Annotated in this window: 15 protein-coding genes; 8 read left to right on the top strand and 7 right to left on the bottom strand. The window is 73.0% G+C overall.

Translation table 11 applies throughout. The annotated features are described in order from the left end of the window. Positions 1–125: 125 nt before the first annotated feature. On the top strand, positions 126–1,355 hold the full coding sequence (locus ABIC30_RS13580) for a serine hydrolase domain-containing protein (RefSeq protein WP_103985009.1): 1,230 nt from the start codon (positions 126–128) through the stop codon (positions 1,353–1,355). A gap of 49 nt (positions 1,356–1,404) precedes the next feature. Here ABIC30_RS13580 and ABIC30_RS13575 read toward each other — a convergent pair whose 3' ends face one another. Further along, positions 1,405–2,817 (bottom strand): DUF4105 domain-containing protein, encoded by a 1,413-nt coding sequence (locus tag ABIC30_RS13575; RefSeq protein WP_056523253.1) that lies wholly within the window; start codon positions 2,815–2,817, stop codon positions 1,405–1,407. A gap of 632 nt (positions 2,818–3,449) precedes the next feature. Between ABIC30_RS13575 and ABIC30_RS13570 the strand changes: the two genes are divergently transcribed. Next, positions 3,450–3,878, top strand: coding sequence for a Ros/MucR family transcriptional regulator (locus ABIC30_RS13570; RefSeq protein ID WP_020093268.1), 429 nt, complete (start codon positions 3,450–3,452; stop codon positions 3,876–3,878). Positions 3,879–4,097: 219 nt separating this feature from the next. Here ABIC30_RS13570 and ABIC30_RS13565 read toward each other — a convergent pair whose 3' ends face one another. Further along, complete coding sequence (locus tag ABIC30_RS13565) at positions 4,098–5,051, bottom strand: PAS domain-containing protein (RefSeq protein WP_244603190.1); 954 nt, start codon at positions 5,049–5,051, stop codon at positions 4,098–4,100. Positions 5,052–5,114: 63 nt separating this feature from the next. On the opposite strand from ABIC30_RS13565, the gene ABIC30_RS13560 reads away from it, so the two are divergent. The 3 genes from ABIC30_RS13560 (at position 5,115) to ABIC30_RS13550 (ending at position 7,669) form a co-directional block, all read left to right on the top strand. After that, a complete protein-coding gene (locus ABIC30_RS13560; RefSeq protein ID WP_128083362.1) occupies positions 5,115–5,333 on the top strand; it encodes a hypothetical protein in 219 nt (72 codons plus the stop codon). Positions 5,334–5,829: 496 nt separating this feature from the next. Beyond that, a complete protein-coding gene (locus tag ABIC30_RS13555; RefSeq protein WP_042672778.1) occupies positions 5,830–6,765 on the top strand; it encodes a sugar kinase in 936 nt (311 codons plus the stop codon). Positions 6,766–6,874: 109 nt separating this feature from the next. Beyond that, a complete protein-coding gene (locus ABIC30_RS13550; protein WP_042672775.1) occupies positions 6,875–7,669 on the top strand; it encodes a DUF502 domain-containing protein in 795 nt (264 codons plus the stop codon). A 311-nt stretch (positions 7,670–7,980) separates the two neighbouring features. On the opposite strand, the gene ABIC30_RS13545 is transcribed toward ABIC30_RS13550, so the two are convergent. Then, positions 7,981–8,304: a hypothetical protein gene (locus ABIC30_RS13545; protein WP_042672773.1), complete on the bottom strand. Its 324-nt coding sequence runs from the start codon at positions 8,302–8,304 to the stop codon at positions 7,981–7,983. A 297-nt stretch (positions 8,305–8,601) separates the two neighbouring features. Then, the gene (gene recG, locus ABIC30_RS13540) at positions 8,602–10,821 is read right to left on the bottom strand and encodes an ATP-dependent DNA helicase RecG (protein WP_244603191.1); all 2,220 of its coding nucleotides are present in this window, start codon (positions 10,819–10,821) and stop codon (positions 8,602–8,604) included. A 98-nt stretch (positions 10,822–10,919) separates the two neighbouring features. Here recG and ABIC30_RS13535 point away from each other — a divergent pair, with 98 nt between their 5' ends. Next, positions 10,920–11,804: an alpha/beta fold hydrolase gene (locus tag ABIC30_RS13535; protein ID WP_042672765.1), complete on the top strand. Its 885-nt coding sequence runs from the start codon at positions 10,920–10,922 to the stop codon at positions 11,802–11,804. A gap of 281 nt (positions 11,805–12,085) precedes the next feature. Beyond that, entirely contained in the window at positions 12,086–13,300 is a 1,215-nt protein-coding gene (locus tag ABIC30_RS13530) for a UbiH/UbiF family hydroxylase (RefSeq protein WP_042672770.1), read from the top strand. Positions 13,301–13,477: 177 nt separating this feature from the next. Here ABIC30_RS13530 and ABIC30_RS13525 read toward each other — a convergent pair whose 3' ends face one another. Together ABIC30_RS13525 and ABIC30_RS13520 are read right to left on the bottom strand one after the other, a co-directional pair. Then, positions 13,478–13,822: a hypothetical protein gene (locus tag ABIC30_RS13525; protein ID WP_020093275.1), complete on the bottom strand. Its 345-nt coding sequence runs from the start codon at positions 13,820–13,822 to the stop codon at positions 13,478–13,480. A gap of 161 nt (positions 13,823–13,983) precedes the next feature. Beyond that, positions 13,984–15,327, bottom strand: coding sequence for an AMP-binding protein (locus ABIC30_RS13520; RefSeq protein ID WP_244603192.1), 1,344 nt, complete (start codon positions 15,325–15,327; stop codon positions 13,984–13,986). Positions 15,328–15,814: 487 nt separating this feature from the next. Between ABIC30_RS13520 and ABIC30_RS13515 the strand changes: the two genes are divergently transcribed. After that, positions 15,815–16,594 (top strand): invasion associated locus B family protein, encoded by a 780-nt coding sequence (locus tag ABIC30_RS13515; RefSeq protein ID WP_020093277.1) that lies wholly within the window; start codon positions 15,815–15,817, stop codon positions 16,592–16,594. An 89-nt stretch (positions 16,595–16,683) separates the two neighbouring features. Here the strand turns inward: ABIC30_RS13515 and ABIC30_RS13510 are convergent, their stop codons facing one another. Then, positions 16,684–17,790, bottom strand: coding sequence for a DUF4424 domain-containing protein (locus tag ABIC30_RS13510; protein ID WP_103985012.1), 1,107 nt, complete (start codon positions 17,788–17,790; stop codon positions 16,684–16,686). Positions 17,791–17,802: the final 12 nt, after the last annotated feature.

Genomic DNA, 17,802 nt, shown 5'->3' with positions numbered 1-17,802 from the left:
GGACCGGCCCGGCGCCGGGGCCGATTGGGGCTTTCGTTAAGGCCTGCTGATCATGGTGACCGCGCGCCGTCCCGCCCCGGGGCCGGCCGCGCGACAGCGACGATCCAGAGCGACACAGATCCAGCATGACCGCGTCCTTGGCGATCCCGGATTCTCCGGCCCGCGCGCGCCGGGGCCGCCGCTGGGGCGCGATCGCCGCGGCGGGCGGCGCCGCGATCGCGGGCTGCGCCTGGACCGCGGCCGCGCTGATCAACGTCCCCGATCCCGTCACCCTGACGGCGCTCGCGGTCATCGAGCCGTCGTCGGTGGGCACGTGGTTCCCGAGCCGGATCGTCCAGGCCCCGGCCCGGGCGAGCGACCTGCCGGCGCGGCCGCGCCCGATCCTCGACCGCGTCCCCTGGAAGGGGAAGACGGTCCCGCTGATGACGGTGCTGGAGGCGACCCACACCAACGCGTTCCTGGTGCTGCAGGACGGCATCCTGATCCACGAGTGGCAGCGCGCGGGCACAGGACCGGAGACACTGTTCCCCTCGTGGTCGGTGGCGAAGTCCATCGTCTCGCTGCTGGTCGGCGCCGCGGTGGCGCGGGGTCAGCTCGCCGAGACCGACCGGGTCTCCACCCTCCTGCCCGAGCTGCGGAACGGCGCGGTCTTCGGCCAGATCACCGTGCGCAACCTCCTCGACATGGCGAGCGGCATCGCCGTGCCGGAGAACTACGACCCCCGGCATCCCCTGACCGGCACCGCCGGCATGTACCTGACGCGCGATCTCACGGCGTTCGTGCGCGACAACGCCCACCTGGCGTTCAAGCCCGGCACCAAGGGCCGCTACCGCAGCATCGACACCGAGCTGCTCGGCCTGATCCTCGCCCGGGTCGAGGGCAAGCCGCTGGCCGACATCCTCTCGGAGCGGATCTGGAAGCCGATGGGCGCCCAGGCCGACGCCACCTGGAACCTCGACCGGCCCGGCGGCATCGAGAAGGCGTTCTGCTGCATCAACGCGACGGCCCGCGACTTCGCCCGCCTCGGCCTTCTGGTGGCCGACCAGGGCCGGTCGGGCGATCACCGCATCATCCCGGGCCGCTGGATCGAGCGGATCATGACGCCGGCCCGGCGCGACGTCGACGGCTGGCAGTACTCGGCCCAGTGGTGGCACGCCCCGGGCGGCGAGGACGACGACATCTCGGCGATCGGCGTCTACGGCCAGTACATCTACGTGAACCGCGCGACCGGCACGGTGATCGTGAAGCTCAGCGACCACGGCGCCGAGCAGGACGAGGTCGACACGCTGGCGGTGATGCAGGCCATCGCGGGCGACCTCGCTGCCGGTCGCCCCGCCGCCCGCAAGGACCCCTGAGCGGGCGACCGCGGTCCCGAGTCCCGATCGGGCCGGGATCAGGCCGGGATCAGGCTTCTGTCGGGCCGGCTCCCGGCACGGAGGGCTGCCGGGCGATCGGGCTCAGGGGCGCGAGGTCCCGCGCCCGCCAGTTGCGCAGGAGCCGCCAGCCGACCCGCTTCCAGGCGATCGACGGCACCGGCGAGGCCGGATCCACGAGGGCGCTCAGCGCCCGCGTGTAATCGAGCACGAGGCCCGGGGTCCAGGTCATGGACCGCGCCCCGTTGCGCAGGAAGGCCGCCGCCCAGAACTCCGGCGTGGTCAGCGCCGCCGCGAGCCGCCGCCAGGGATGCCCGCCGCGGCTGAACGCGCCCTCCACGGCGATGTCCAGCGCCCGCGCCACCGTGGTGGAGCAGTTGCGGCTGATGAAGTTGTAGGTGGTGTCGCGGCTGTACTGCGCCCAGAACGCCCGCAGCCGGGCGGCGTCGATGCCGTTCAGCGTCACCGCCACCGTCGCGGGGCACCAGTCCGCCACCTCCGCGGCGTGCGAGGGCAGGAAGCGCCCGGGCACGTCGTTCTCCGGGCCCGCGCGCAGGCTCGAGCGCAGGTTGGCGGGGGAGCGGTCGATCTCCACCGCGGGGTAGTGGCTGACGTAGAGGTCGTCGCCCTGCTGCAGGGCCGCGTGGCCGGTGGAGAAGCGCCCGGCCTTGTCGACGGAGGCGACGTAGCGCCGGATCAGCCGCTGGCCGGCGGGGGTGGTCGCCTGCCCGGTGGGCGTCCAGACATAGACCGTCAGGCTGCCGGGCTCGTCGCCGCCGACCGACACCGCCGGCTCGGCGGTGCCCAGGCGCCGGGTGCGCAGCCCGACCAGCGCGAGGTTGGCGCCGTTCAGGATCAGGAACATGCCGATGCAGTAGCCGACCGTGCCGGCGTACCAGGTCGGCCAGGGCTGGAGATGGAACAGGCCGAAGGCGATGCTGAGGCCGCCGAGGGCGACCGACATCCGCCAGCCAGCGAATTTCAGCAGGCCGGCGATCGTGATCCGGACGAGGCCGTCGACCACGAAGGCGACGCCGAAGATCATGGCGAGCAGGAAGGTGCTGTGCTTCGTGGCCATCATGATCAGCACGGCCATGACCGACAGCAGCGCGCCCTTGGCGAGGCGCAGGCGGCGCGCGGCGCCGATCGCGGACGCGCCGACGAGGAGGGAACTCACGCCCTCGGCCAGGAGGATCAGGCCGAACCACCGGTCCGGGACGTGGAGCGCACCGTCGAGGGAATCGATCACCACCAGGAGGCCGAGCGACGACCACAGCAGGCCGGTGGCGGCGATGAGGTGCCAGTGACGGCGGACCGCGGCCCGGCCGACGAGCAGCATCCAGAGGGGCGGCATCCGGCCGCCGACCGCGTCCGCGGCGCCCGGTCCGGGCGCTTCGAGCGCGGAGAGCGCGCGCGGGATAGTGGTCGCACAGGGTCCGGACATAGGGGTCGCCCTCGATAGCGCGCGTCGACGGGCCTCTCGCACGGATGCCGCCGTGCCGTCACGGCCGGAACGAGGCTCCCGACGTGCGAGCGTTTCGCGACGCGCCCGGCGCACGATCCACGCCTTGCCTGAGAACTTTGTTAATCGCGGCCCGGTCGCGGCGCCAGCGCCCGCGGAGAGGCCGTGGAGAAGCGCCACGGCCCCCGGGATCCCGTCGCGCGCCGCCCGACCGATGGTCAGCAGGGACGCGGGCCGCGGTCCGATTGACCCGTAACCGGGCGGCATCCGCGATCCGTCCCTGTCTCCGCCGCTGATTCGCGCCCCTGCAGCCCGTCATCGCGCGGCCGTTCGCAGTCATCGCGGACAGCCTCACGGACCGGAGGCCGAAACTGCGCACTGTTTGCGAGACGCCGCAGGCCTGGCAACCTCATGTTGCCTCGCAAGAACAGAAAGTGTTCAAAGAACATCCTAAGATAAAGTATAGACAAAATAGACAGTTTTTGTATAGTTACGCGCCAATCTTGGCACACTCGAAGCAATTCGGCGCATGCTTGGGCGGTAAAATCTGATCCTAGCCTCAGCTTTATCGATGCGCCGGTTTTCATGCCTCGAATTTCGGTACTGGGGGATTCATGAACACCATCGATCTGAACGAAAAGACCTCGGACCTGAACACAGACCTGATCAAGTGCACGGCATCACTGGTCGCGGCCTACGTGTCTCGGAATGCGGTGGGCGTGGGCGACCTGCCGGTTCTGATCGACCAGGTGCACACGGCCATATCGGTGCTGCAGGGCGGCGGCTCGGGATCCGGTCCCGGCTGGACCGGCCCGACGGCGGCGCAGATCGAGGCTTCGATCCAGCAGGACGGCCTGATCAGCTTCATAGACGGCCGGTCCTACAAGACCCTGAAGCGTCACCTCACGGCGCACGGCCTCACGCCGGAGCGTTACCGGGCGAAGTACGGCCTGCCGGCCGACTACCCGATGGTGGCCCCGGGCTACGCCGCCAAGCGCTCGGAGATCGCCAAGGCGATCCAGCTCGGACACAAGGCGGCCTGAGGCGGCCAGGCCCGCACCGCCCTGGATCGGCGGCCCCGTCCGGGCCGCCGCGGGACACGGGCGCGGGGATGCCTGACGGCGGATCGCCCGATCCGCCCGTCCCGGTCTCCGCGCTGGGGTCGGGGGGCCCCCGGGGGGCCAGCGCGGAGACCGACCCCGATGACCCGGTGGGGCGGGGCAGGGCAGATCCCGCGAGCGCCCGTCGGCCGCGCGGGCCGCTCAGACCCGGGCGACCGCCAGGGTCCCGTCATCGATGGGGACGAACCGGACGCCCGCCCGGCGCAGCGCCTCGACCGCGTGCAGGCGGGACCGGCTTCCCCGATGCTCGCTGTCCTCTTCCAGACGCCGCACGGTGGAATGCGACAGGCCGCTCGCCTGAGCGAGCTCCATCATCGACCAGTCGAGGAGCGCCCGCGCGGCCCGCAGGTGGTGGCCGCTCACGGAATGCTCCAGCCCCTCGTGCAGGCCGCCGGGGGGCGGGGCGTGGTTGCGGACGGGGTATTTGAGCCCGCAGCGCCCCAGATAGGTCCCGTCCGGATCCCAGACGGGCATCGTGAGGATCCGGAAGTGCCAGAGCTCGCCGTTGGCGAGGCGCTCGTGGGCGCCCCCCTGGAAGAACGCCCGCCGCTCGATCTGCTCCAGGGCCGCTGCCCGGAAGCCCGCGCGCTCCTCGGGAACGATCAGGATATACGGCTCGGCGCAGATCTCCTCTAGCGGGAGCCCGTGGACCTGGGCGACGGCGAACGGGATGTCCCGGACGCGGTCGAGCCCCATCGAGAAGGTCGTGATGTGCTCCGTGAGGTAGAGCGCGCTCTGCCGGCGGCGCTCTTCCTGCCGCAGGCGCGCCAGCTGTTCGCGGTCGCTCACGTCGAGCGCCGTGCCGCTGAGGGCGACGGGCCGCCCCTCCGCCGAGACGCGCACCTCCATCGTCAGCGAGAGCGTGCGCACCGTGCCGTTCGTCCGGATCACCCGGACGATGACCTCGCGGGGCACGTGCCCCTGCCGGATGTCCGCCAGCGTCGGCATGAGAGGCCGGTCCTCGGGATGGATCAGGCTCAGCAACAGGTCGTAGCGCGCCTTCGCGGCGTTCGGAACGAGCCCGAGCAGCCGGTAGAACCCGGGCGACCAGACCTGCTCCTCGCCCGCGAAGATCCAGCTCCAGGCCCCACTCACGCCCCGACTTTCCGTGAGAGTCAGGAACTCTCCCGACGAGAAAGTCAGAGCGCTTAAAGCAGTATGGAACATCTCAGCACCGTTCGAACCGTATCACCGTTCCCGCCGTTCGGCCACGAGAATTTTTTCGGCACAACACTTCACCATTCATCCGGAATTTCTTCAGATCCGGCACGTATCTCCATCGAGATGGCGCCCGCGATCGACAAACATCTTGCATCGACATTCCAGCCCGAGGCGGTTTGTTCCCGATCGAACGGATTCGTTCCTGCCGCGCTGTGAACGGAGGTTTCCGGGATCCTCGACCGCATCCCGCCCCTCAGTGCGTTCGGCACACACCGTCACGACAGCAACGCGACCGGATCTCGCTCGACAATGACCCCTGTCGCGAAGGAGCTTCTCTGACCTTCGGTGTTTAAGAATGGTGATTTTCCGCTCCGGCATTGAATCGAACTTCAGAAAAGCGCGACGTCGAGGTTCTATGACGAGTCATGCACGCATATTACAGATTTTATTGTGAATTATACTAATTGTATATGATTCATAATCGGTCATGGTGCGTATATTACAATACGTTTGCCAAATTATCGATATGCAAATCCCACGAAATCGAGCGACTGGCGCGCTGATCCTTGGATCGTCGAGGCTCCTCAGACGGGCGCGCGACGGGGCCACGCGAGCGCGGCCGTCGCGGCGAGGTCGGGACCGGGACCGGTGGCGATTGACAGGCCGGGCCGTACAATGCGGGGACACGGGGTCGCGCACCGGGAGGAACCGCATGAGGGTCGCCTGCATCGGCGAGTGCATGGTCGAACTGTCCGAACGCCCGGACGGGAATCTGGTCCGGGGCTTCGGCGGCGACACGCTGAACACCGCGCTCTACCTCGCGCGCCTCGGCGTCGCGGTGGACTACGTGACCGCGCTGGGCGACGACATCTGGAGCGACGAGATGGCGGCGGCCTGGGGCCGCGAGGGCATCGGCCTCGACCGGGTCCGGCGCCTGCAGGGCCGGATGCCGGGCCTCTACATCATCCGCACGGATGCCGACGGCGAGCGCAGCTTCCACTACTGGCGCGACCGGGCCGCGGCCCGGGACCTCTTCACCGAGCCGGGCGCCGCCGAGACGGAGGCGGAGCTGGAGCGCTACGACCTCGTCTACCTGTCCGGCATCAGCCTCTCGCTCTACGGCGAGACCGGGCGCGCCGCCCTGTTCGAGACGCTGTCGCGCCTGCGGGAGCGGGGCGGGCAGGTCGCCTTCGACACCAATTACCGTCCCCGCGGCTGGCCCGACCGGGACGAGGCCTGGGCGGCCTTCCGCGCGGCCCTGGACCTGGCCGACGTGATCTTCGCCTCGGCCGAGGATCTGGACTGGCTGTTCGGCGCGGCGGGCGAGGACGAGGTGCTGCGCCACCGCGGCCGGGCCGAGATCGTGCTCAAGACCTCGGACGGATCCGGCCCCGTCGCCCGGGTGCTGCACGGCCGGGCCGACACCGCCGTGCCGGCCGGGCGGGCCGCGCGGGTCGTCGACACGACGGCGGCGGGCGACAGTTTCGCGGCGGGCTACCTCGCGGCGCGCATCGCCGGGCTGGCACCGGAAGCCGCCGCCGCCGAGGCGCACCGCCTGGCCGGGGCGGTGATCGGGCATCGCGGCGCCGTGATTCCCCGGGACGCGATGCCGGTCCCCGCCGCCCGACCGCCGGGTGCGGACGCCTGAGGGAGGCGGGGCCGCCCTTGAGGCGGACAAGCGCAACCGCTACCTCTCTGCCAGCGGGGGACGGCCCCGCAGCGTCATCGCCGCGCGTGGTGCGGCCGAGAGGGCACCCGTGGCGCCGATTCCCCCGCCGATCCAGGTTCCCGAGCCCGACGCCGCGGCGGGCGGCGGCACCCCGAAGACGCGGGTCAGCGCGCGCGGCCGGCTGCGCACCTATTTCCTCACCGGCATCATCGTCGCCGGCCCGCTCGCCATCACGGCCTACATCACGTGGTGGTTCATCGCGCTGATCGATTCGTTCGTGAAGCCGCTGGTCCCGGCGAGCTACCTGCCGGACCACTACCTGCCGTTCTCGATCCCGGGCCTCGGCCTCGTGATCGCGTTCCTGGCGGTGACCCTGCTGGGCTTCCTCACGGCGAACCTCGTCGGACGCTCGGTGATCGAGTTCGGCGAGGTCCTGCTGGCGCGGACCCCCGTGATCTCCGGCCTCTACAAGGGCCTGCGGCAGATCTTCGAGACGCTGTTCTCGGCCAACGGCACCTCGTTCCGCACGGTGGGGCTCGTGGAGTTCCCCGTGAAGGGCACGTGGTCGGTGGTGTTCCTGTCCGCCCCGGCGGCCCACGAGGTCGAGGGGGCGCTGCGGGCCCGGGGGGCGCCGGCGGACGACCTCGTCGGCGTCTTCCTGCCCTGCGCGCCCAACCCGACCACGGGCTTCTTCTTCTACCTGCCGCGCGCGGAGGTGGTGGAGCTCGCCATCAGCGTCGACGACGCCGCCAAGCTGGTGATGTCGGCCGGGGTGATCCAGCCGGAGGACCCGCAGGGCCGCCTCAACGCCATGGCGGCCACCTTGCGGACGGCCCAGCAGGCCGGCGGACCGCTGCCCCGCCGGGAGCCGCAGGACGCGTGATGCGGCGCCCGGTCGCCGGCTTCGTCGCCGTCTCGGCGGCCGGAGCCACCCCGTGTCGCGCCACGGTGCAGGACGTCCCGCTGCCCTGGGTCGCTGCGCTGCGCTCGCGATGACGGCAGCGTCGAAGCGGGGACGACCTCCGGTCCGCTCAAGGGGCCTTCCCGAGGCGCCGGCGCGCGATCCAGGCCTCCTGCGCGCCGAGCTCACCGCTCCTCGGCTTGAGGGAGACCGTGGGATTGGCGGCCATCGTCCACGAGAAAGGCCGCCCCGCGCGCGCGGGACGGCCCTGAAATGATCAGACTGCTATCGGCTCAGCGCTGCAGCGAGGCGGTCTGCGGCGCGATGGTCGGCGGCGTCGCCTGCGCGACCGTCACGGCGCTGCGGGGCGCCGTCGGGCCCCAGCCGGAGGCGCATTGCAGGGTGAGGGCGAGGCCCAGCGCGATGCAGAGCCCGTTGGCGGCCAGCCAGAAGGGCCGGGACGCCCGACGCACGGCGGCCTGCAGCTCGTCCGCGGTCTTGCCCGCCGCCTCGGCGGCGCTATCCGAGATCGGCAGGAGCCAGGGCTCGGTCGGCAGGGCGTGGGCACCGGCCATCTCGTGGGAGCCCGGCAGGCCTTGGAACAGTCCGTTCGACATGTCCGTCCTCCAGATTCGTCCGTGATGTCCCGGCTTACCGGGCCATTCGTTCATCTCCAGTTAAGGGAAGAATATGGCTGATGCAAGGTCACGAGGCCTGTCCGGAGCCTCCCGGACCGCCCGTACGGCGCCGCCAAGCTTCCGCGCGATCCCGTCAAACCTCTGAAACGAAACACTTTTCCAGAGAGCCTGTGACATCGGCGCATCGGAGTACCGATCCGGTCGCGCGGCGGCGATTCCGGATCCGGCCGTTCAGGAAGGCCGGACTTTCCTGAACGAATCCGTTCAGGAAACCGTTCATCCGGCCCCGATCAGCCGGATCGCGGCCTCCCGCTCGAACAGGTAGAGCAGCACCCGCAGCGCCTGTCCCCGCGGACTCTTGAGGCCGGGATCGCGCTCCACGATCATCCGCGCGTCGTCGCGGGCGGCCTCCAGCAGGGCGGCGTCGCTCTCCAGCCGCGCCAGCCGGAACGCCGCCATACCGGATTGGCGGGTGCCGAGCACCTCGCCCTCGCCGCGCAGCTTCAGGTCGGCCTCGGCGATGCGGAAGCCGTCCTCGCTCGCGCGCATCATCTCCAGCCGGGCCCGGGACACCTGCCCGAGGGGCCCCCGGTAGAGCAGCAGGCACGAGGAGGCCTTCGAGCCGCGCCCGACCCGGCCGCGGAGCTGGTGCAGCTGCGCCAGCCCGAAGCGCTCCGCGTGCTCGATCACCATGATGGTGGCCTCGGGCACGTCGACTCCGACCTCCACCACCGTGGTCGAGACCAGGAGCTTGGTCTCCCCGGCGGCGAACCGCGCCATGGCGGCGTCCTTCTCGGGGCCGGGCATCTTGCCGTGGATCAGCCCGACCGCGTCGCCGAAGTGCTTCCGCAGATCGTCGAAGCGCTCGGCCGCGGCGGCGAGGTCGACGAACTCCGATTCCTCCACAAGGGGGCAGATCCAGTAGACCCGCTCGCCCCCGGCGATCGCCCGGGCGAGGCCGGCCACGACCTCGTCGATCCGCTCGGTCGGCAAGGTGATCGTCCGGATCGGCTGGCGGCCGGCGGGCTTCTCGTCGAGGATCGAGACGTCCATGTCGCCGAAGAAGGTCAGCGCCAGGGTGCGGGGGATCGGCGTCGCGGTCATGACCAGGAAGTCCACCGCCTCGCCCTTGGCGCCGAGCGCGAGGCGCTGGTGGACGCCGAACCGGTGCTGCTCGTCCACCACCGCGAGGCCGAGGTCGCGGAACGTCACCGCCTCCTGGAACAGGGCGTGGGTGCCGACGAGGATGTCGATCTCGCCCGCGGCGAGGTCGGCCAGCGTGCTTTTCCGCTCCGCGGCCCGGTCGCGGCCGGTCATCAGGCGCAGGCGCAGGGGGCCGGCCAGCGGCCTCAGCCGCTCGAAATGCTGCCGCGCCAGGATCTCGGTGGGCGCCATCAGGGCGGCCTGACGCCCGGCCTCGACCGCCGAGGCCATGGCGAGCAGGGCCACCGCGGTCTTGCCCGAGCCGACATCGCCCTGGAGCAGGCGCAGCATCCGCCGGGGCGCCGCGAGGTCGGCGCGGATCTCCGCCACCGCCCGGCCTTGCGCGCCGGTCAGCGCGAAGGGGAGGGCGGCCTCGAGGCGCCCGCTCAGGGCGCCGTCGCCGGCATTGACCCGGCCGGCCTTGCGCCGCTGGCGGGCGCGCAGGAGGGCGAGCGCCAGCTGCGAGGCGAGGAGCTCGTCGTAGGCGAGCCGCTTCCGGGACGGCGTCGCGGGCGGCGGCTGGAGCGGGTCCTCGGCCTTCGGGGGCGCCTCCTCGGGGCGATGCTCGAGGCGGAGCGCGTCCGCGAAGGCGGGCAGGCGGTTCCGCTCCAGCCAGGCCGCGTCCTGCCATTCCGGCAGGACCGGCAGCCGGTCGAGGGCCGCGACCGCGAGCTTGTTGATCGCCCGGGAGGTCAGCCCCTCGGTGGCGCCGTAGACCGGCTCGACGGCGGGGAGTTCCGCGAGGCCCGCCTCGTCCACGATCCGCGACGGGTGGACCATCTGGCGGGTGCCGTCCCAGAGGTCGATCCGGCCGGTGATGTAGCGGTGCGACCCGAGCGGCAGCATCTTCTCCACCCGGGCTCGGGGCATGCCGAAGAAGACCAGGGAGATGTCGCCGGAGGCATCCTCCACCAGCACCCGGTGCGGGCGCCGGCCGGGCCCGGCCTGGGCCGGGCGGTGCGCCACCACGGTGACGCCGATCGTCACCGGCTCGCCGGTGGGGGCCTCGCTGATCGAGCCCATCAGCTTCCGCGCCACGCCGCCCTGGGGCAGGTGGAACAGCAGGTCAACGACCCGGGCCTCGCGCTCGGGGGTGCCGAGCAGCTTCTCGATGAGCGGCGCCATCTTCGGCCCGATCCCCGGCAGGGCGCGGGCCGGCGCGAAGAGCGGGTCGAGGATGCTGGGCCGCAGAGGTGGGGCGACGGCAGGCGCGGGGGCGGCCTCCGCCGCCGGCGCCTCGGCCGCGTCGGAATCGTTCAAGGCCGGGTCCTGAGTCGCGCGTGCATCTGTCATGGCGGTTCGGCGGACATGGTGCCGGAGGCGCCTTATCATCCGGTGCATCCCGGCGCGCCAGTGCGGCAGGATGGAGACCGACCCCGGAGACCGAATCCATGGCCCGCGACTTCCTGCCGGGTTTCGACCGGCACCGGATCGAGACCGCGCCCGGCGTGACGATCAACGCCCGCTCGGCCGGGTCCGGGCCGCCGGTGCTGCTCCTGCACGGCCACCCGCAGACCCTGTCGACCTGGCTCCACGTCGCGCCGCGCCTCGCCGAGCGGCACGCCGTGGTGGCGATGGACCTGCGCGGCTACGGCGATTCGGCCAAGCCCCCGGGCGGCGAGCGCCACGTCGCCTATTCCAAGCGCGCCATGGCGGCCGACGCGGTGGCGGTGATGCGGGCGCTCGGCCACGAAAGGTTCGCGGTGGTCGGCCACGATCGGGGCGGGCGCGTCGCCCACCGCCTTGCCCTGGATCATGCGCAGGCCGTGGAGCGGATCGCCGTGTTCGACATCGCGCCGACCGCGACCATGTACGCGCGCACCGACAAGGATTTCGCCACGCGCTATTTCTGGTGGTTCTTCTTCATCCAGCCCTATCCCCTCCCGGAGATGCTGATCGGGGCCGATCCGGAATACTTCCTGCGCCACCACGTCGAGGGCCAGTCGAAGACCCCCGGCTCGACCCCGCCGGAGCTCTTCGCCGAGTACCTGCGCTGTTATTCCGACCCGGCGTGCCGCCACGCGATCTGCGAGGATTACCGGGCGGCCGCCGGGATCGACCTGGAGCACGACGCGGCCGATGCCGAGGTCCGGATCACCGCGCCGCTGCTGGCGCTCTGGGGCGCGAAGGGCGTAGTCGGCCGGACCTACGACGTGCTGGAGACGTGGCGCGAGAAGGCGACCGACGTCTCGGGCCGGGCGCTGGATTGCGGTCACACCCTCCAGGAGGAGCGGCCGGACGCGGTTGTCTCGGAGCTTGCGGCGTTCCTGGGTTGACGGGCTGCGGCGCCGTGGCCCCGCGTCGCCGGTCTTGGCAGATCCGCTGAAAAGCGCAGATACGAGACGTGCCGGGCTCGCGAACAGCGTCCCCGGTTGATGACTTCGACACCGCCGTCATCGCGAGCGGAGCGAAGCGACCCAGGGTGGCACCACGCTTCCTGACGTCCCGCTGCCCCGGGTCGCTCCGCTCGCGATGACGGGGCCGCGCATCAACCGGAACCTTGGGAAGCCCGACGCCACACTGTCCCGAGTGGGACGCGTCGATCGTGCAGGACACCATGCCGGAGGACACCAACACCGTCTTCGAGGTCGCCGTGGTCGGGGCCGGGGCCGCGGGGCTCGCCGCCGCCCTGGCGGTCGCCCGCGAAGGGATCCCCACGGCGCTGGTCGGGCGCCACGCCCCGGTGGCGGACGGACGGACCGTCGCGCTCCTCGACGGGTCGGTGCGCTTCCTGGACGCGATCGGCGCCTGGGAGGCGGTGGCGCCGCACGCGAGCCCGCTCTGCACGCTGCAGATCGTCGACGACACCGGCAGCCTGTTCCGGCCGCCGCCGGCGCGGTTCCGCGCCGCCGAGATCGGCCTCGACGCCTTCGGGTGGAACGTCGAGAGCGCCCGCTTGGTCGAGAGCCTGCGCGCCCGCGCCCGGGCGCAGGACAACCTCACCCTGGTCGAGGCGGACGCCGCCGGCGCCGTGCCCGGCGAGGCGGCGGCCCGCGTCGCGCTGGCGGACGGGCGTGCCGTCGAGGCCCGGCTCGTGGTGGGGGCCGACGGGGCCCGCTCGCCGCTGCGGGCCGCCAGCGGCGTCCGCGTGCGCGACTGGACCTACCCGCAGAGCGCCATCACCACGATCCTGGCCCACGCGCGCCCGCACCGCGACGTCTCCACCGAGTTCCACACCCGGTCGGGGCCCTTCACCCTGGTGCCGCTGCCCGGCGGCCACCGGTCCAGCCTCGTCTGGGTGACCGGGGAGGGGGCGGCCCGGCGGCTCGCCGCCCTCGACGACGCGGCGCTGGGGCAGGCGGTGGAGCGGCAGGCCCGGGCGATGCTCGGCGCCATGCGGGTCGACGGCCCCCGCGGCCTCGTGCCGATGCGCGGCCTCGCGGTGGCGACCCCCGTGGCCCCGCGGCTGGCGCTGATCGGGGAGGCGGCCCACGTCTTCCCGCCGATCGGCGCGCAGGGGCTCAATCTCGGCCTGCGCGACGCCGCGACCCTGCGCGACGCGGTGCTGGCCGCCGTCCGCGACCGACGCGATCCCGGCTCCCGCGCCGTGCTCGACGGCTACGCGCGGGCGCGCCGCGTCGACACGGCCGCGCGCACCGCCGCGGTCGATCTCCTCAATCGCAGCCTGCTCACCGACCTGCTGCCGGTCGACGCGCTGCGCGGTCTCGGCCTGCTGGCGATGACGCAGCTCGGACCGCTGCGGCGCCTGGTGATGCGGGAGGGCGTGCTGCCCCGGATCGGCGCGCCGGAGCTGATGCGCGCGGCGCGCTAGGACCGTTCCCGATCGTCTCGCGCCAGCGGCGCCCCCTTTCCCGCGCGGGAGAGGGGACCCGCGCCTCGTGCGGCACCGGCAGTGACAGGGAGCGGTCGGACGGCGCTTCCCGGAGGCGGCCTCAGTCCCGGCGCGAGCGCCCGGACGCCGCGACCTCGGCGCGCGCCGGAGGGGGCCTCAGAGATCCGGCTGGGCGGCGACGTAGGCGCCGAGCCGGGTCGCGAGATCGACCGGGCCGCCGCCTCGGGCCTCGCCCGAATCACCGATGAGGATCACCGGGATGCCGCGCTCGCGCAGCTGGCCGCGGAGGCGGGCCGCGCGGCGGGCGTAGGCGGGATTCCGGCGGGTGGGCGCCTGGAGCAGCACGGCCGCCGGACGGGCGATCACGGTCAGGACGTCGTCGGCCGCCTCCATCGAGGCGGTCACGCTCGCGTATCCGAGGCTGGCCAGCTCGCCCGAGAGGGACCGGTCCACGGCGCGGACGCCGTCGTCGACCACGAGCACTTGTTGCAGCGCACCCATAAGCTTGAGCGGTACTCCATCCCGGACGGCTTGGAAAGATAGCCGTCACGACAATCCGATGCAGAACCCGCGAAGAGGCGGATCGGATCCGTCGGTTCGTGTGCAGATGCGAGATTATCCGCGCCGCCTGAGTGCCGGATGAACCGGCGATCGTCCGCCGTTCAGGCGGAGGGGACGGTCGCGACGGTGGCGGCGATCGCCGCGACCGCCCCGTTCGCGCCCCCGTCCGCGCGCCCGTCCGCGCGGAGCGGGCGGAAGCCCGTGCTTCGCCACGCCAGGGGGTCCGTCGCCGGGATCGCGCCGCGGGTGAGCGGGGAGGCCGCGCAGGCCGCCCCCCGGCAGGCGAGGTCGCCGTCGGCGCCGGCGGCGAGGTCCAGGAGGTCGCGGGGCAGGAAGGCCTGCCCGGGCTCGGCCAGGGTCGCGGCGAGGTCGTCCGGGCCGGGGCGGGTCAGCACGAGCGCCTCACCCAGGACCAGCGAATCGAGGCGCTGCGGGCCCGCGGGCCCGGCGCCCCGCGGGGTCAGCCGGGCGGGCGCGCGGTGGACCACGTCGAGGACCCGGACGGTCCAGGGCAGCGGCAGGGCGGCGAGGGCCGATTCGACCCGCGCCGGGACCACCAGCCGGGTCGGAACCGGCCGCAGCAGGGCGGCGCGGAACCCGGTCTCGTCGAAGGGCAGAACGGTCTCTAGGCCGGCGCCGGCCGCCAGGGCGGTGCCCAGGCCGGTCACGAGGCCGCGCAGGTCGTGGCCGGGCAGGAGCGTCAGGACCCGCTCGTCCGCGGTCAGGGGCAGCGCGTCGAGATGGGCGGCGACCGCCGCCGCCAGCGCCGCGGCGGTGCGGTAGACCGGCCGGCCGGGATCGCCGCCCGCGAAGGTGACGAGGCCGCGGCCCGGCGCCGGCTCGACCACGCCCCGCTCCAGGGCCATCGCGTCGAGGCTGATCACGCCGTCCGGCACGCTCGGGCCGAAGGCCGCGAGGTAGCGCAGGGCGAAATGGCGCATGGCCGCGCGGGTGAGGTCCTCGGCGGGCCGGCGCGCGCCGCGGCGGCCCTCCGTCAGCACGGCCACGAGGCCCGCGGCCTCGATCCCGGCGGAGAGCTCCGCCTCGTCCCAGAGGGCGGGCATCGCGCAGGGCAGGTGGCCGGCCGCCTCGACGGCGAGGTGGGCGAGGGCCGATTCGGCACCGCCCGAATACCACAGCCCGATCCGGCTGCCGGCCGGGAGCCGCCACGCGGCGATCCCGCGGGCGAGCCGCCCGACGATCTCGGCGGCGGCCGCGTAGGTCCAGGTGATGGACGGGCGCCCGCACCACGCGACCCGGTCCCCCGAATCACGCAGGAGGGTGCGCTGCGGGCCCGCCAGGGCGGCGGCGAACAGGCGGGTCGCGAGACCGTCGGACAGGCGTCCGGACAGGACTCCGGACAGGCCGTCGGGCGCATCCTCGGATCGCGCGGACGCGTCCGGTGCGGCGTCTTCCGCCCACTCCGCCACCGCCAACGCGCTCAAACCCGCCGCCCCCGCCGATCCTGCAGAACGCCTATCATCTCGGCCCGACAGGGTTAACCGACCGCTAAGAGCGGCCGCGCCGCCGATCGCTGCCGATCGCTGCCGGAGGGCGTCCGGAAGGCCTTCGGCGGCGTCCGGCGGCGCGGCCCGATCACGCGCTCGTGCCTCGCGGCCGCGCAACGTCGCGCTTGCGGCCGGGCGGATGGGAGCCTATCGGGGGCCGGGCGCGGTCGGGACGGTTGCGACAGCTTCCCCGGCCGCGGTGTCATGCCTTCGCCTCATTCGAGGGGAAAGGCAGGCCGCCCGGTCGCCGGGGAGAGGGATGCGCGCAGACGGCGCCCGTCCCGCCCGATGGCCGGACCGATTCATCCGGAGTTCCGGGCGGCGCGCCAACGCGGCGGGCAGCCGGACGCTCCGGCGGACCTGCCGCCAGGCCGGCTCCGCATCCTGCCAGCCACACCACGTCTCTTCCAAGGGGTCAGAGCCGATGTCCTTCACCCGCACCGCGACGCTCGCCCGCGCCGCCCTCCTCGGCCTCGCGGGCCTCGGTCTCGCGGCCGCGCCGGCCCTGGCGCAGCCGAAGAAGCCCGCCGCGCCCGCGCCGGCCGCCCCGGCGCCGACCGCCCCGGGCACCCCCGCGGCCAACACCCCGGCCGCCCAGACGGGCCCGCAGATCGTCGCGGTGAAGTCCGAGCCGAGCCAGGCCGACTGGACCAAGGTCTGCGGCAAGGACCAGGGTTCGGGCACCGACATCTGCTACACGACCCGCGACTTCGTGTCCGACCAGGGCCAGCCGGTGCTGGCCGTGGCGGTCTACGAGATGAAGAACGCCGCCCAGAAGCAGGAGGTGCGCGTGGTGCGCTACCTGCTGCCGCTCGGCCTGCTGCTGCAGCCGGGCATCCGCTTCAGCGTCGACGGCCAGGCGGCGACCGCCGGCCGCTTCGCGGTCTGCTTCCCGAACGGCTGCTTCGCCGAGGCCGGCGGTGTCGATGCCGGCGTGATCGCCGCGATGAAGAAGGGCACGACCCTGAACGTCTCGGTCCAGAACCAGACCCAGCGCGAGGTCACCTTCGCGGTGCCGCTGGCCGGCTTCGGCAAGGCCTTCGACGGCCCGGCCATCGACCCGAAGGTCCTCGAGGAACAGCAGAAGAAGCTCCAGGCGGAGCTGGAGAAGCGCTCCGAGGATATGCGCAAGAAGCTCGAGCAGCAGCAGGGCGCCGCCCCGGCCGCCGGCGCGGCTCCGGCGCCGGCCCCGGCCGCCAAGTAAGCGCCATCGACCCGCCGCGCGGCGGGTCCGTACCGGGGGCCGGGCCGCGAGGTCCGGCCCTTCGCGTTCGAGCCGCCCGGCGACGAGACCTAACGCGTCCCCGGGGTCGCCGAAGCCGGCTGGACGATCAGCACGCGTAGGTCCTGGTCGGGCACGTAGTCCCGGGCCTCCCAGCGGAACGTGGTCGGCCCGGTCTTCCGGATGTCCGTGCGGCAGAAGCTGACGACCGCCTCCGGGCTGCCCTTGTCGACCGTCAGGGTGAAGCGCCCGATCGGCGCGGCCCAGTTGCGCGCCGTGGTGACGATGTAGGGCACCACGGTCGCCCGCAGGGAGCCGCCGGGATCCGGCGCCTTCGCGTGCAGGCGCCGGATCGCCGCGAGCCCCCCCTCGTCCAGGCAGTAGGTCGCCCGGTAGGCCGCGCGGGACGCCGCCTTCGGCTCGAGCAGGTGGAAACCGGTCACCGGCGCGTAGCTGTGCGCGATGCGGACCTCCTGCCCGGGCGGGAAGGTCTGGAGCCAGTGGAACTTGGCCTCGCCGCGCCACAGCCCCTCGGTCATCCGGTCCGGCGTGTCGGGGACGTCGGGGAAGAGCCCGGCCTTGACCAGCGCGGCCCATTCGGGCGCGCCGATCCGCTTGGCCGCCGCGCTGATCGCCTCGAAGCGCAGCGGGTTCAGCGGCAGGCCGTGACGGCGCAGCAGGTCCGTCACCTCGCGCTCGCCCACGAAGGCGCGCTCCTCCAGCTCGGGCTCGAGGGGCTTGCCGTCCACCGTGACGGTGAAGCCGACGAAGTTCGGGCTGTCGGGCCGGGGCAGCGCCAGGGCCGAGAAGCTGAGTTCCCGCCCGTCGATCGGCGGCAGCGGGAAGGCGATCCGGACCGTGCGCGCCTCCTGAACCTGATTGCGGAACAGGTAGGACACGTCGATCCGATCGCGGGCGATCGACAGGTCCTCGCTCACCAGCGCGATCCCGGGCTCGCGCCGCAGGACGAGGCCGCCGGCATCGAGTTCGGCCGCGCTGTCGTTGGCGCGCGCCGTGCCCGTGAGCAGGCCAGCGAGCAGGCCAGCGCGCAGGCCACCGCGCAGGCCACCGCGCAGGAACGCGGCGGCGAAGCGGGGTTTGGCGACTATCGGGCGGGCTCGTCCGACGGCACGGGCCGTCGCGGCAGACGAGCGCCCGCCGCTTGCCAGGACCTTCACGAACAGGGCGCC

Source organism: Methylobacterium sp. 1030, from assembly GCF_040544715.1.
GTDB lineage: Bacteria > Pseudomonadota > Alphaproteobacteria > Rhizobiales > Beijerinckiaceae > Methylobacterium.
Note: the sequence above shows the minus strand (reverse complement) of the source record. Positions and strands in the feature narration are given on the sequence as shown.